The sequence below is a fragment of the Ideonella sp. A 288 genome, assembly GCF_002198735.1.
GTDB lineage: Bacteria > Pseudomonadota > Gammaproteobacteria > Burkholderiales > Burkholderiaceae_C > Pseudaquabacterium.
In genome coordinates, this window is the sequence record NZ_MWLO01000139.1 from 178,220 (window position 1) to 192,499 (window position 14,280).

Annotated in this window: 13 protein-coding genes; 3 read left to right on the plus strand and 10 right to left on the minus strand. The window is 74.0% G+C overall.

Going from position 1 to position 14,280, the window contains the following annotated elements; translation table 11 throughout:
• Positions 1-120 precede the first annotated feature (120 nt).
• Positions 121-996 (plus strand): GGDEF domain-containing protein, encoded by an 876-nt coding sequence (locus EOINJALH_RS21950; RefSeq protein ID WP_144290127.1) that lies wholly within the window; start codon positions 121-123, stop codon positions 994-996.
• 48 nt (positions 997-1,044) lie between these two features.
• Here EOINJALH_RS21950 and EOINJALH_RS21955 read toward each other — a convergent pair whose 3' ends face one another.
• From EOINJALH_RS21955 to mutL, 9 genes are all read right to left on the minus strand, one after another.
• The gene (locus EOINJALH_RS21955; protein WP_088284099.1) at positions 1,045-2,199 is read right to left on the minus strand and encodes a lipocalin-like domain-containing protein; all 1,155 of its coding nucleotides are present in this window, start codon (positions 2,197-2,199) and stop codon (positions 1,045-1,047) included.
• A complete protein-coding gene (locus EOINJALH_RS21960; RefSeq protein WP_088284101.1) occupies positions 2,196-4,733 on the minus strand; it encodes an ABC transporter permease in 2,538 nt (845 codons plus the stop codon). Before EOINJALH_RS21960 ends, EOINJALH_RS21955 begins: the two co-directional genes overlap by 4 nt.
• Before the next feature lie 167 nt (positions 4,734-4,900).
• Positions 4,901-5,668, minus strand: coding sequence for an MBL fold metallo-hydrolase (locus tag EOINJALH_RS21965; protein ID WP_088284103.1), 768 nt, complete (start codon positions 5,666-5,668; stop codon positions 4,901-4,903).
• Between the two features lie 46 nt (positions 5,669-5,714).
• Positions 5,715-6,359 (minus strand): ABC transporter ATP-binding protein, encoded by a 645-nt coding sequence (locus EOINJALH_RS21970; protein ID WP_088284146.1) that lies wholly within the window; start codon positions 6,357-6,359, stop codon positions 5,715-5,717.
• Between the two features lie 8 nt (positions 6,360-6,367).
• Positions 6,368-7,303, minus strand: a complete 936-nt coding sequence (miaA, locus tag EOINJALH_RS21975) for a tRNA (adenosine(37)-N6)-dimethylallyltransferase MiaA (protein WP_088284105.1) — start codon at positions 7,301-7,303, stop codon at positions 6,368-6,370.
• Positions 7,304-7,325: 22 nt separating this feature from the next.
• Complete coding sequence (locus tag EOINJALH_RS21980; RefSeq protein ID WP_234413980.1) at positions 7,326-8,564, minus strand: Bcr/CflA family efflux MFS transporter; 1,239 nt, start codon at positions 8,562-8,564, stop codon at positions 7,326-7,328.
• Between the two features lie 46 nt (positions 8,565-8,610).
• Positions 8,611-9,369 carry a pseudouridine synthase gene (locus EOINJALH_RS21985; RefSeq protein ID WP_088284109.1) on the minus strand — a complete coding sequence of 253 codons (759 nt, stop codon included), beginning with the start codon at positions 9,367-9,369 and terminating at the stop codon, positions 8,611-8,613.
• Positions 9,370-9,381: 12 nt separating this feature from the next.
• The gene (locus EOINJALH_RS21990; RefSeq protein ID WP_088284111.1) at positions 9,382-9,684 is read right to left on the minus strand and encodes a hypothetical protein; all 303 of its coding nucleotides are present in this window, start codon (positions 9,682-9,684) and stop codon (positions 9,382-9,384) included.
• A complete protein-coding gene (gene mutL, locus EOINJALH_RS21995) occupies positions 9,681-11,573 on the minus strand; it encodes a DNA mismatch repair endonuclease MutL (protein ID WP_234413981.1) in 1,893 nt (630 codons plus the stop codon). The genes EOINJALH_RS21990 and mutL overlap by 4 nt, the downstream gene beginning before the upstream one ends.
• 58 nt (positions 11,574-11,631) lie before the next feature.
• Between mutL and EOINJALH_RS22000 the strand changes: the two genes are divergently transcribed.
• Complete coding sequence (locus EOINJALH_RS22000) at positions 11,632-12,279, plus strand: DedA family protein (protein WP_088284115.1); 648 nt, start codon at positions 11,632-11,634, stop codon at positions 12,277-12,279.
• Positions 12,280-12,578: 299 nt separating this feature from the next.
• Positions 12,579-13,448, plus strand: a complete 870-nt coding sequence (locus tag EOINJALH_RS22005) for an NF038132 family protein (protein ID WP_088284117.1) — start codon at positions 12,579-12,581, stop codon at positions 13,446-13,448.
• A 61-nt stretch (positions 13,449-13,509) separates the two neighbouring features.
• Here the strand turns inward: EOINJALH_RS22005 and EOINJALH_RS22010 are convergent.
• Positions 13,510-14,280, minus strand: a 771-nt coding sequence (locus EOINJALH_RS22010; RefSeq protein ID WP_199873452.1) for an N-acetylmuramoyl-L-alanine amidase, incomplete at its 5' end; no start/stop codon positions are given.

Sequence of the window (14,280 nt, forward strand, 5' to 3'; positions counted from 1 at the left end):
GGTTTCTCACAGTCTGAACGCTGCGCACCCCCCACGTCTTGATGCCAGGCAACGGCGGCCGATAAGCAGGATTCACTCCCCACACCGCCCTGGATGTGGTCGAATCAGGACACCATGGACATGCACGACTCGCCTGAGGACGCCGGCCTGCTCAATTCCCTGCGCCGCGGCTGGCAGGCGCTGCCCCTTGGCGGTCGGCAGGCGGCTGGATTGCCGCTGCTGGCCGTGGGTGGGGCCGGCATCGGGTCGGTCGTCGGCCTGGGCCTGGGGGCGGTGCCCGCGGGCGCGCTGGCCGGCGCCGCGGTGGCCTTGCTGGCCGGTCCGCTGGGCGCCTGGCTCGGCAAGCCCGCGCCGGTCGTGGCCGACAAGCCGCCCGCTCCGCCGCTGCCGCCCGTGGCCGTCGAGGCGCCACCGCCCGCCCGCGCTGCCGACGCAGACAGCGGCGAGGTCATCCGCGATGCGCTCACCGGCGCCTTCACGCAACGGCACTTCATTGCCGCGGTCGACCGCGAGTGGTCGCGCATCCGCCGCCACGGCGAAGATGCCGCCCTGCTGATGATCGACGCCGACCACCTGCATCTGGTCAACAGCGCCCACGGCATCGAGTGCGGCGACGCGGTGCTGGTGCAACTCACCCGGCTCGTCAACGCCACGCTGCGACAGTACGACCTGATGGCCCGCTTCAACGCCGGGGTGCTGGTGGTCTACCTGCCGCACACCGACCCCATCGGCGCCATCGACGTGGCCGAGCGCATCCGCGACGGCATCGCCAACCACCGCATGAGCTGGCCCACCGGGCCGGTCGCGGTCACGGTGAGCATCGGCGTGGCGGCCATCGGCGCCGACCACGCGGTGCTCGACGCCGTCATCAGCGAAGCCGGCACGGCGCTGCGAGAGGCCAAGCTGGCCGGCCGCAACTGCGTGCGCGCCGCCCCGGTGCCGCCCAAGCGCATGCCGTCGGCGGGCCAGCCGCTGGGCGACCGCCGCGCGCATTGACGCCCTGACCGCGCGGCGGCCCGCGCTGCGGCCCGTGCCGCAAGGGCCTCAGCCCAGCCTCAGCGCCGAGCCCCGGCCCGTCATCTCGAGGTAGCCCAGGCCGACGCGACGGCCCGCGGTGTCGCGCAACTCCGACAGGCCCTCCCAGTACACCGCGCCGGTGCTGCCGCGGCTGTCCAGTTCCTGGGCGTCGAGCAGGGCCTCGAGTTCGAAGCGGCCCACCGGCGTGTCGATGCGCCAGCGCACCGGGTAGTGCGCCCCGGTGGCCGGGCTCGTCCACTGGCGCAGCGGCTCGAACGCCACCTCGCCCGCGGCAAACGCGCGCACCGCGCCGCCCGCCGGCCGGTGGCTGCCGCCGGCATGCACCGCGCGGCCGTCCGCCGTCCGCAGCACGAAGGCCATCAGTGCGCCGCCGTCGGCCAGGTTGATGCCGATCCAGTCCCAGCCCACTGCCTGCGGCGGCATCAGCCCGTCGCTCCACTCGTGGTCGAGCCAGGCCCGGCCCTGCAACGTGGACTCGCGGCCGTCCACCGTCACGCGGGCCTGGGTGTCGAGCTGTGGCTGGCTGTAGTAATGGCTGGCATGGGCCGGCGGCGCCTTCAGCGACCAGCCGGCCTCGCCCTGCAGCAGCAGCGGCTGCGTCGGCGCCATGCGCAGCACCAGCGTGAAGCCGGTCTCCGGCGCCGCCAGCCGGGCCGTGTAGGCGCCGTCGGCGCCGCGGTCCAGCTGCCAGGGGCCCAGGCGCAGGCGGGTGTCCCGTGTCGACGCCTGCGGGCCGGCGGCCGTCGCCACCCCGCCGGCCGGCGCCTCGCCCGACCAGCGCGCGTGGCGCTGCGCATGGCGGTGCCCGCCGCGTGCCGGCCAGGTGAGGGCGGCATGGCCGAACAGCAGTTGCCGGGGCGCCAGCCGGCCGGGCAGGGTGAGGGCCAGGCCGGTGCGGCTGCGGAAGAAGGTGAGCTGGAAGCCGACCAGGTCCTGCGCGCTGCCAGCGCCCCCGGCGGCCGACGTGGCCAGCCAGCCGGTGGCGTACCACCACTCGATGCCGGCGCCGGGGTGGGCGCCGTGGTCCCGCGGGAAGCGCAGCGTGCGCCGCGGCGACACGGTGTCGTCGTCGGCCAAGGTGTCGGACGTCGACACCGCCGCGGCCGCCCAGGCCGACGGTGCCAGCGCCCACGCCAGGGCGGCGCGCCGCAGCGGGCTCACCAGTCTTCCTTCACGGCCAGCACCGCCTGGCGAGAGGCCGCATGCCGCGCGCTGAACGCTGCGGTGGCGGCGCCGGCGGCCAGCACCACGCCGGCCAGCGCAGCGAGCCGCCAGCCGGGCAGGTGCATCGGCATGGTCCAGTGGAAGCTCTGCGGGTTGACCACGTGCACCAGCACCACGGCGATGGCCAGCCCCAGAGCCACGCCCACGGCGCAACCCGCGGCCAGCCAGGCCACCGATTCCAGCGTCACCAGCCACAACGTCTGCCGACGCGTCAGGCCCAGGTGGGCCAGCAGGCCGAATTCCTTGCGCCGCGCCAGCACCTGCGCCGACAGGCTGGCCGCCACGCCGACCAGGCCCACCGCGATGGCCACCGCCTGCAGGTAGCGCGTGACCGCGAAACTGCGGTCGAAGATGGCCAGCGAGATGCGTCGCAGCTCGGCCGTCCCCGCCGATTCGAGCGGGTGGTCGGGGCCGGCCAGCGCCGTCATGCCCTCGCGCACTGCCTCCACGCGCGCACCCGGCGCCAGCCAGATCGACAGGTCGTTCAGGCGCCGGTCGCCGGTCAGCCGCTGGTAGTCGCCCAGGTCCATCGCCACCGAGCCGAACTGCCGGGCGTAATCGCGCCACACGCCGCGCACCCGCGCCACCTGCTCGCCGCCGGGCAGCGGCAGGCGGATCAACTGGCCGGCCGACCAGCCGTGGAGGGCCGCCGCCGGTTCGCTGACGAACACGCCCAGTTCGCCGTCGCGCGCCGGCAGCGCCGCGCCCAGCAGCGGCAACTGGCGCTCTGGCGTGGGCAGCGCGCGGGCGATCAGCGTGACCGCGGGCTGGCGCGGGTCGATCGGCAGCGGCAGCACGCGCGCCGCGTCGACGCGGGCCACGCCCGGCAGGGCCGCCACGCCGGCCGGCAGGCCCTCGGGCAGCGACGACTGCTCGGCCGCCGCGGCACTGGTGGCGCTGCGCGCATACAGGTCGGCCGGCAGCACCTGGCCCAGCCAGTCGGTCACCGCCTCGCGGAAGCTGGCCACCATCACCGTCAAGGCCACCGACAGCGCCAGGCTGGCCACCACGCCGGCCACCGTGGCGCTGGCCGTCTGTCGGGCGTAGCCGGCGCGGCGCCAGGCCAGCCAGGCCAGCACCGGCTGCGGCGCGCTGCGGTGGGCCAACAGCGCCTGCACGGCCAGCGGCACCGCCACCACGCCGCCGGCCAGCAGCAGGGCCACCGACGCGTAGGCGGCCAGCGGCAACCCGGCCACCGGCGGCAGCAGCGCCAGCAGTGCGCCACCGGCCAGCAGCGCCGGCGCCGGCCAGCGCGGCACCGGCCGGGCCGAGGCGCCGCCCAGGCCCTTCAGCGCCAGCGCCGGCGACAGGCGCTCGGCCTGCCGTGCCGGCCACCAGGCGCCGGCCACCGCCGACAGCGTGCCCAGCACGCCACAGGCGGCCAGCGCCGGCAGCGGCCAGGCCAGGCGTGGCGCCACGCCGGGGAAGTAGCCGCCGCCCAGGTCGCCGCCCAGCAGGCGCAGCGCCAGTGCCGCCAATGCGGCGCCCAAGGCCAGGCCCAGCACGCTGCCGATGGCGCCCAGCACCGCGCTTTCGGCCAGGATCCAGGCCCGGCGCTCGCCGGCCGACAGGCCCAGCACGCCCAGCAGCGCCAGGGCCGGCGTGCGCTGCGCCACCGACAGCGACACCACCGAATAGACCAGGAAGCCGCCCACCAGCAGCGCCACCAGCGCCAGCACGCCCAGGTTCACCCGGTAGGCGCGCGACAGGTTCGACACCCGCTGCACCGCGTCGTCGGCCGCGGCCACGCGCACGCCGGCGGGCAGCGCCAGCGTGGCCAGCCAGCGTTCGCGGTCGACGCCGGTGACCAGGCGCAGGTCGATGCGCGTCAGCCGCCCGCCGCGGCCGAACAGCTGCTGCGCCGCCGCCACGTCGACCACCACCATCGGCCCGCCGGCCGCGGCCACCGAGCCGGCCACGCGCAGCGCATGCCAGCCGTCGGACGCCTGCAGCTCGACGACGTCACCATCGCGCGCTTCGAGCCGCGCCCGCGCGGCCGGGTTGAGCCAGGCCGAGCCGGGGTCGAGCACCGCCGTGAGCGCGGCGCCCGAGGCCGGCCGTGGCAGCAGCGCCGGCGCCAGGCGCGCCACCTGCAAGGCGTCGATGCCGGTGACGCGCACGCCAACGCGCACAGGGCCGGGCTGCGACGCCGCTGGCGCCGCGGCGCCCACCCGGCGGGCGTGGCTGTCGATCTCCAGCACCGGGCTCGCGGCGGCCACCTGCTCGTCGGCGGACAGCGCGTCGAGCAGGGCGTCGTCCAGGCCGTCGCGGCCGGTGGCGGCCAGCACCACGTCGGGCTCGCCGTTGGCCGAGCGCACCGCCTGCGAGAACTCGGCCAGCGCCGAGTGGTTGATCATCTGCACCGACGCCGCCAGCGCCACGCCCAGCGCCACCGCGAGCAGGGCCACGCCGTGGCGCCACGGGTGGTGGCGCCATTCGGCGAGGGACAGCGGGAACAGGCGGCGCCACATGCGGGGCATGGTAGAGCCGATCGGCGGTGGGCGCGCCGCGAGGGGCGGGCGGGCCCGGCGCGAGGTGCTTCAGGGCGCTGTCGGAGCAGCGCGCTGCCGGAGCGGGGTGTATCGGCCTGTGCTGAATCGGCGCGGCGCGTCTGCTGCACCGGTGCAACGGTACGCCGTCAGCGCGGCACCACGTAGTTGCGCGGGCCGAACAGATCGACGCCGCATTGCAGCTCGCGCGCCCAGTCGATGAACTCCTGCACCGCGGGGCCGGCCAGCGGCGCGCCGTGCTGCGGCACGATCATGTCGATCTTCAGCGTCTCGACCATGTCGGCCCAGCACCGCAGGATCTTGTTGCTGACCATGTAGCGGCGGTGGAAGGCTTCCATGTGCGGCAGCACGTCGGCCAGCGCGCGCACCGGCGTGGCGCACTTCTTTCCCTCCAACATCGACACGCCCAGGTCGCCCGAGAACAGGATGCGCGACACCGGGTCGTAGAACTGGAAGTTGCCCTCGGCGTGCAGGAAGTGCGCCGGCAAGGCGACGATGTCGTGGCGGCCGATGCGGATGCGCATGCCGGCGTCGGGGATGCCGATGATGCGGCCCTCGGTCTTGCCCGGCTTGCAGAAGTGCGGCAGGAAGCGCTCCCACAGCGTGGAGACGTAGATCTTGGCCTGCGTCGAGGTGGTCCAGCGGTCGAGCGAGGCCACGATGTCGGGGTCGGCGTGCGAGGCCAGGATGGCGCTCAGCTTGTTGGGCGGGAAGTGCCGCGTGACGCCTATGAACAGGTCGTTGTACGCCAGGTTGCCGCCGGGATCGATGATGGCCCCGGTGTGGTCGTCGACGATCAGGAACTGGTTGGCTTGTACCGCCTCGCCTCCGACATCGCAGAGGTCGTGGAACATCAGGCAGCTGTGTCCGTCTTGGTGGTAGAGCTCGGTGGGCATGGTGCCTGCACTCTAGACCCGATGCGGCCGCCGCGCTTGTCGGGCATCAATCTTGGATGCCTGTGGCCGTGAGGCGCAGGCGCCGATCGGCACGCGCGGCGGCGGCCGAGGAATGCGTCACGAGCAGGCAGGCCGCGCCCTGTTGCCGAACCTGGGCCTGCAGCACGTCGAGCATGCGCTCGGCGGTGCCGGGGTCGAGGTTGCCGGTGGGTTCGTCGGCCAGGATGAGCAGCGGCCGGTGCACCAGCGCGCGCGCCAGGGCCACGCGCTGCAACTGGCCGCCCGACAATTGCGCCGGCGTGCGCTCGCCCAGGCCGCCCAGTCCCACCGATTGCAGCAGATCGTGCACCCGCGCGGCATCCGGCTTGCCCAGCAAACGCAGCGGCAGGGCCACGTTCTCGGCCACCGACAGATGCGGCAGCAGGTGGAAGGCCTGGAAGACGAAGCCCAGCGTCGTGCGGCGCAGCGCGGCGCGTGCCGGCTCGGGCATCGCGCGCACGTCCTGGCCGTCGAGCACCAGGCGCCCCGAATCGGCGTCGTCGAGCCCGGCGATGCAGTTCAGCAGCGTCGACTTGCCGACGCCCGATTCGCCGAGCAGCGCGACGAACTCGCCGCGCGCCAGCGCCAGCGACACGCCGGCGAAGACCGCCGTGTCGCCGTAGGCCTTGCACAGGCCCTCGACGCGGAGCAGCGGATCGGTCACGCCGGCACCTGCCCGGCCAGCAACTGCTCGGCCCGCGCCAGTGCCTGCGCGGCGGCATCGGCAGCGTCGCAGGCCACCACGGTGCGCTGCGGCATCGAGCGCAGCCAGGTCAGCTGCCGCTTGGCCAGTTGCCGCGTGGCGGCGATGCCCTGCGCGCGCAGCGGCGGCAGCCGGTCGGCGTCGAGCGCGGCCCAGGCCTGGCGGTAGCCCACGCAGCGCATCGACGGCAGCCCGGGGTGCAGGTCGCCGCGCGCCCGCAGCACGCGCACTTCGTCGAGCAGGCCGGCGGCCAGCATGGCGTCGAAGCGCTGCGCGATGCGCTCGTGCAGCCAGGCGCGCGACGTGGGCTCCAGCGACAGCAGCGGCAGCGCCATGCCCGGCGTGCCGCCGCGGCCCTGCAGCGCCGACAGCGGCTCGCCGCTGAGCTGGAACACCTCGAGCGCGCGCTGGATGCGCTGCGCATCGTTCGGCGCCAGCCGCGCCGCGGTGACGGGGTCGACGCGCTGCAGTTCGGCGTGCAGCGCCGGCCAGCCCTCGGCGCCGGCGCGGGCGTCGAGGGCGGCGCGCAGGTCGGCATCGGCCGGTGGCATGGCGTCCAGCCCCTGCGTCAGGGCCTTGAAGTACAGCATCGTGCCGCCCACCAGCAGCGCATGGCGGCCGCGCGCATGCACCTCGGCGATGAGCCGCCGCGCATCGGCCACGAACTGCGCCGCCGAGTAGGCCTCGGTGGGGTCGAGGATGTCGATCAGGTGGTGCGGCACCGCCGCCTGTTCGGCCGGCGTGGGCTTGGCGGTGCCGATGTCCATGCCGCGGTAGACGATGGCCGAGTCGACGCTGACGATCTCCAGCGGCCAGCGCTGGGCCAGGGCCATCGCCAGCGCGCTCTTGCCGCTGGCGGTGGGGCCGGCCAGGCAGAGGGTGCGTGGGGTCATCGCGGTGGTCTCATGCGGCGCATCATGCCGGGCTGGCCACGGCCTGGTGCGCCGGGCCGCGCGGCGGCTCGCCGTGCCAGCGCACCAGCGTCCAGGCCACCAGCGCGCTGCTGCCGGCGCCGACCGCCATGCCCAGGGCCAGTGGCCGCACGCTGCCATCGAGCGCGCGCCCCAGCCACAGCCCGATGCCCGCGGCCACCAAGGCCAGGGCAAAGCCCGCCAGGGCCGACGCCAGCCCGGCCGCGTGCGGGAAGGGCGCCACCGCGCCGGCCTGGCCGCAGGGCTGGTGCACGCCGTGGCCCACGGCGAACAGGCACATCGGCACCATCAGCGCCCAGGCCGAGCGGAGGTCGAGCGCGGCCACCAGGGCCAGCGCCGCAGCGGCGGTGAGAGAGAAGCCGGCGGCGCGCGCCACGCTGCCGGCCAGGCCGTGGCGTGGCAGCCAGCGCCGGCACAGCAGCGTGCCGGCGATGTAGCTGACGCCCATCAGACTGAGCAGCGCGCCGGCCAGCGCTTCCGGCAGGTGCAGCACCTGGATCAGCACGATGCCCGAGCTGGCCAGCGCCACGAACAGCGCGCCGTAGGTGCAGCTGACCAGCAGCGTCCAGGCGCGGAAGGCGGGGTGGCGCAGCGTGGCCCCCACCTGGCGCAGCAGCGGCGCCAGGCGCGTGGCGTTGGGGTCGCGCTGGCGCACCGTCTCGGGCAGGCGCAGCGCCACCAGCGTGGCCAGCGCCGCGCCGCAGGCGGCCATCGTGGCGATGGCCGCGCGCCAGCCGAAGGCCGACACCAGCAGCCCGCCCAGCAGGGGGCAGGCGATGGCGATGAAGCCCAGGCCGGTGAGCGCGCGGGCCATCACGCCGGCGCCTTCGTGCGGCTCGTAGAGGTCGCGGATCATCGCCCGCGCGCCCACCACCGCCGCGGCCATCGACGCACCCTGCAGCGCGCGCCAGCCGATCACCGTGTCGATGCTGGCGGCCAGCATCGCGCCGGCGCTGGCCGCCGCATAGGCCACCAGGCCCAGCAGCATGATGGTGCGGCGTCCGAAGCGGTCGGACACCGGGCCCCACACCAGCTGCGCCAGGCCGAAGGCCAGGATGGTGGCCGACATCGTCAGTTGCACCGGCGCCATCGGCGCGTGCAGGTCGGCCGCCAGCGAGGGCAGCGCGGTGAGCATCATGTCGGTGGTCACCGGCTGCAGGCCCAGCAGCAGGGCGAGCATCAGCGCGGCCATGCCCGGCGTCATCGGCGCCGTCGGGGTCACGGGCGCCCTCGGCCGCTGCGCCACGAACGCGAGCACAAACGGCCCATCAGAAGCGCTCGTCGGGCCGCAGGTAGCGCCACTGCCCGGCCGGCAGCTTGCCCAGCACGACGCTGCCGATGCGCACGCGCTTCAGGCCGGTGACCTGCAGGCCCACCGCCTCGCACATGCGGCGGATCTGGCGCTTGCGGCCCTCGCGCAGCACGAAGCGCAGCTGGTCTTCGTTGGCCCAGCTGACCCGCGCGGGGCGAAGCTCGCGCCCGTCGAGCCACAGGCCATGCTGCAGCAGGGCGATCTTGTCGGGCGTCCAGGGGCCGGGCTGGGCCGGCACCACGCGCACCAGGTACTCTTTTTCGACGCGGCTGTCGTCGCCGATCAGCTGCTTGGCGATGCGGCCGTCCTGGGTGAGCACCAGCAGGCCGGTGGAATCGATGTCGAGGCGGCCGGCCGGCGCCAGGCCGCGCTGCTGGCCGGGGTGGAAGCGGGTCGGCGTGTGGTCTTCGGCCCAGCGGTTGGCGGCGGTGACCAGCACGCTGGCCGGCAGGTGACCGTCCTCGGCCTGGCCCGACACGTAGCCCACCGGCTTGTGCAGCAGCACGGTGACGCGCTGCGCCTGCTGCAGCCGGGCCGCGGGGTCGATGTCGATCACCGCGTCGGGTTGCACGCGCAGGCCCAGCACGGCCACGGTGCCGTTCACCGTGACCCAGCCGGCCTCGATCCATTCGTCAGCCTCGCGGCGCGAGGCCAGGCCGCGTTCGGCCATCACCTTGGACAGGCGCACGCCTTCGGGGGAATCGGTGGGGGTCATGGGCGTCGTTCGTCAGTGGAGCCGGCGGCCGGGCGTGGCCACCTGGGAGGCGGCCCGCGCACCGAGCCGCAGGCCGGGCCGGTGCAGGGCCTGGATGCCGAAGGGTCCGCGCCGGGCGGCCCTGGCCAGGTGGGGTGTGCGGGCGATCGCCACGGTGCTGGCGTCGCCATCGGCTCCTGCCGCCTGCGCCACCTCGGCGCCGGCCGGCAGCCCGGCGATTGCAGCGCCGAGGCGGGATGGCAGGCTATTGTCGGTGATGGCGGCCCGCGCCCCTGCCCACACCGGGCGCACCGCGGCCGGCAGGCGGGGCGTCATCGGCCGCGCTGGAACAGGCTGTCCAGCTCCTTCAGGGTGATCTGGCGCCAGGTGGGGCGGCCGTGGTTGCATTGGTCGGCGCGGTCGGTGCGCTCCATGTCGCGCAGCAACGCATTCATCTCCGGCACGGTGAGCTGCCGGTTGGCGCGCACCGCGCCGTGGCAGGCCATCGTGGCCAGCAGGTCGTCGCGGGCCCGCAGCACCACGGTGGACCCATCGACCTCGGCCAGTTCGGCCAGCACCGACCGGGCCAGGGCCACCGGGTCGGCATCGGTCAGGGCGGCCGGCCGAGCCCGCACGGCCAGCACGCCGGGCGACAGCGGCGCCACGTCGAGCCCCAGCGCGGCCAGCGTGTCGGCCTGCGCCTCGGCGGTGGCCACCTCGGTGGGCGTGGCCGAGAAGGTGGCCGGGATCAGCAGCGGCTGCGAGGCCATCGCCGCATCGCCCTGGGCCGATTTCAGCCGTTCGTAGACGATGCGCTCGTGCGCCGCGTGCATGTCCACCAGCACCAGGCCGTGCGTGTTCTCGGCCAGCACGTAGGCCCCGGCCAGTTGGGCCAACGCGCGGCCGAGTGGCCAGTGCGCGGTGTCGGTGGCCGTCGTCGCGGCCTGGGGTGCGCCGGGGCCGGGCCCCATCGCAGCGTCGACGTCTGCCTGGCCAGGGGCCGCGCCGGACCGGTCGGTTCCCGGTGCGGCGCCCCAGGCGCCGGCGGGCGAGTGGGTGCGGTCGGCCGCCCAGCGGGGGGCGGGTTCGGCCGCGTACAGCGTGGCCAGGTCCTGCAGGCCCAGGCTGGTCTGCCCGGCCGGCCGGGCCAGCCACGCCGGCGGGCCCAACTCGCGCAGCGGGGTCGACGGGGCCGGGCCGTCCCTGTCGGGCACGCTGCCGGCCGCCGGTGCGCGCGACAGCGCCAGCGCGGCCTCCACCGCATGCCGCACCGCCTGGTGCACCTCGCGGCCGTCGCGGAAGCGCACCTCGATCTTGGTCGGGTGCACGTTCACGTCGACGCGCAGCGGGTCGATCTCGACGAACAGCACCCAGCTCGGCTGGCGCTGGCCGTGCAGCACGTCCTCGAAAGCCGACCGCGCACCGTGGGCGATCAGGCGATCGCGAACATAACGTCCATTGACATAGGCATACTGCTGGTCGGCGCGAGCCCGCGCCGCATCGGGCAGGCCGACGCGGCCGCTCACCCGCAGCGCGCCGGCCGTGGCCTCGAGCGCGCGGCTGGCGGCGACGAAGCCCTCGCCCAGCACGTCGGCCAGGCGCTGGGCGGCGTCGCTGCGGCGCCATTGCTCGACCAGCCGGCCGTCGTGCCACAGCGCAAAGCCCACGTCGGGCCGGGCCAGCGCATGGCGGCGCAGCGACTCCAGGCAGTGGGCCAGCTCGGTGGCATCGGACTTCAGGAACTTGCGCCGCGCCGGCGTGGCGAAGAACAGCTCGCGCACCTCGACCGTGGTGCCGACGGCACGGGCCGCGGGCTGCAGCTCGCCGCTGCGCGCGTCCAGCCGCGACGCGTGCGGCGCCTCGGCCGTGCGGCTGGTGATCGACAGCTCCGACACCGACGCGATGGCCGCCAGTGCCTCGCCGCGAAAGCCCATCGTGGCCACCGACTCCAGGTCGTGCAGGCTGCCGATCTTGCTGGTGGCGTGGCGGCGCAGCGCCAGCACCAGCTGGTCGGCCGGGATGCCGCTGCCGTCGTCCTCGACCACCAGGCTGCGCACGCCACCCGCCGACAGCCGCACCGTCACCTGGGTGGCGCCGGCGTCGAGCGCGTTGTCCACCAGCTCGCGCACGGCCGCCGCGGGCCGGTCGACCACCTCGCCTGCGGCGATCTGGCTGACCAGTTCGTCCGGCAATTCACGGATCGGGCGGCGCGGGGCGTGGGACATGGCACGGATTATCCGGGGCCCGCCGAAGCGGCCTCCGGCGCCGCACATAATCCCTCGGATGGACACCGTGATGCTGCTGGTCGACTTCGTCCTTCATGTCGATCGCCACCTGAAGGAATTCGTCGACGCCTACGGTGGCTGGGTGTATGCACTGCTGTTCCTGATCATCTTCGTCGAGACCGGCCTGGTGGTGATGCCCTTCCTGCCAGGCGATTCGCTGCTGTTCGTGGTCGGGGCGCTGGCCGGCGCGGGGCTCATGAGCTACCCGCTGGTCATGGCGCTGCTGCTGGTGGCCGCCGTGGCCGGCAACCAGACCAACTACGCCATCGGCCGTGCGGTCGGCCCACGGGTCTTCAGCTGGGACCAGTCGCGCTGGTTCAACAAGAAGGCCTTCGACCAGGCCCACGCGTTCTACGAGCGCTATGGCGGCATCACCATCGTGGTGGCGCGCTTCATGCCCTTCGTGCGCACCTTCGCGCCTTTCGTGGCCGGTGTGGCACAGATGACGCGCAGCAAGTTCACCTTCTACGACGTCACCGGCGGCGCGCTGTGGGTGGGCAGCCTGGTCACCGCCGGCTACCTGTTCGGCAACATCCCCTGGGTGAATGCGAACCTCAGCAAGATCATCTGGGCCATGGTCATCCTGCCCGGGCTGCTGATCCTGTTCGGCGCCTGGCGGGCACGGCGAGCGCAAGCCTTGGGCTGAGCGTCGCCGCGCCCGATCCGGCGGGTGCCAGGTGCCAACGGGTCGGTGCCGATCAGGCACGCATTGGAAGGTCCTTGAGCGAGCGCAAATCAAGGTGTCGCCCGCCCCCCGCATTCGCGGGTTGCTGTGCGGCCGGGCCAATGTCGCTGCCTTGTAGACTGCCGAGCGCCACGGTGTGCCGTGCCGGGTTCGGCTGAGCAGACCTTAGCTTGCCCTTGCGGACGGTCGCGCCATGCCGGCGCAACACCGTCTGCACCACCCGTCTGCACCACCCGCCTGCCGCCCACCGGTTCTTCCGCATGACACTCCCCGGATCGTTCGACCTGAAGCTGGCCGCTGCGGCCGTCGTGGCACTGTGCTCGCATCCGGCGTCGGCCGTCGGCGTGGTGCCCCCTGCGGCGTTTTCGAGCTGGGCCTGCGACGGGATCTGCGGCAGCCTGACACAGGACGGCGACATCACCTTGTCGCCGCTGGGCAATGCGCGTTACGCCTACGTGTCCACCGCCGAGTCGGCCGCGACGGGCCTGTCGCCCGTGGCGCTGGACGCCAACTCGCGCGGCGCCGGCACCGAGCAGAACGGCTCGCGCCTGATCTCGGGCAGCTTCACCGCCAACCCGGGCGACACGCTCGACATGCAGTTCAACTTCGTGTCGACCGACGGCAAGGGCTACGACGACTACGCCTGGGGCCGTGTCGTGAACGCGGCCGATGCCTCGCTGGTGGCCTGGCTGTTCATCGCCCGCAGCACCAACTCCAGCTCGGGCAAGATCATTCCCGGTGACGTGGTTGACAAGAGCGAGTTCGACCCCGACCAGATGATCGTCGGCTTCAAGGATTTCGCGTTCAACTCGAAGACCGTGGCCGATCCGATCGACTGGTCGCCGCTGGTCTTTTCCAACGGCACCTGCTGGAAGGACAACGCCGACGGTTGCGGCTACACCGGTTGGTTGCAGTCGCACTACAGCTTCTCGGCCGGCGGCACCTACCGCGTCGAAGCGGGGGTGGTGAACTGGGGCGATTCGGCCTACGACTCCGGCCTGGCCGTCGACTACGCCGGCCTGTCGGCGCCGGCACCGGTGCCCGAGGCCTCGACGCTGTCGATGATGGCACTGGGTTTGGTGGCTCTCGGCGCGGGCCTGCGCCGGCGGCGCTCGACGCGCATCGGCTGACCCGTCGCAAGACCTTGCCCGGACCCGACACCGCGGTGGCGACACCGCGGCGTAGGTCGTTTCACAGCATGCGCTGCCGCGCCAGCGGCGGGTTGCGCGCGAAGTAACGGCGGATGCCGGTGAACAGCGCTTCCACCAGTTCTCGGCGGTAGGCCGGGTCGCGCAGCTTGGTTTCCTCGTCGGGGTTCGAGATGAAGGCGGTCTCGACCAGGATGCTGGGGATGTCGGGCGCCTTCAGCACCGCGAAGCCGGCTTGTTCCACCCGCCGCTTGTGCAGTTTGCCGACGCGGCCGATGCGCTCGAGCACCTCGCGGCCGATGCGCAGGCTGTCCTTGATCTGCGCGGTGGTGCTCATGTCGAGCATCGCCCGCACGACCTGCGGGTCTTGCCCGTTGGCGATGTTGAGGCCGCCCACCGCGTCGGCGGCGTTCTCGCGCTGCGCCATCCAGCGTGCCGCGGCACTGGTGGCGCCGCGGTCGGACAGCGCGAACACCGATGCGCCTCGGGCCTCGGGCTTCATGAAGGCATCGGCGTGGATCGACACGAACAGGTCGGCCTGCACCCGGCGCGCCTTGCGCACGCGCTCGTGCAGGGGCACGAAGTAATCGCCATCGCGGGTGAGCATCGCCCGCATGCCCGGCACGCTGTTCAGCCGCTGCCGCAAGGCCAGCGCCACGGCCAGCACCACATCCTTCTCGCGCAGGCCGGTGGGGCCGATCGCTCCGGGGTCTTCACCACCGTGCCCGGGGTCGATGGCAATGACCACCAGGCGGTCGATGTGCTGCTGCGCCTCGGCCGAGAGGTGCTCGAGCGCATCGGCCGCGTCGGCAAA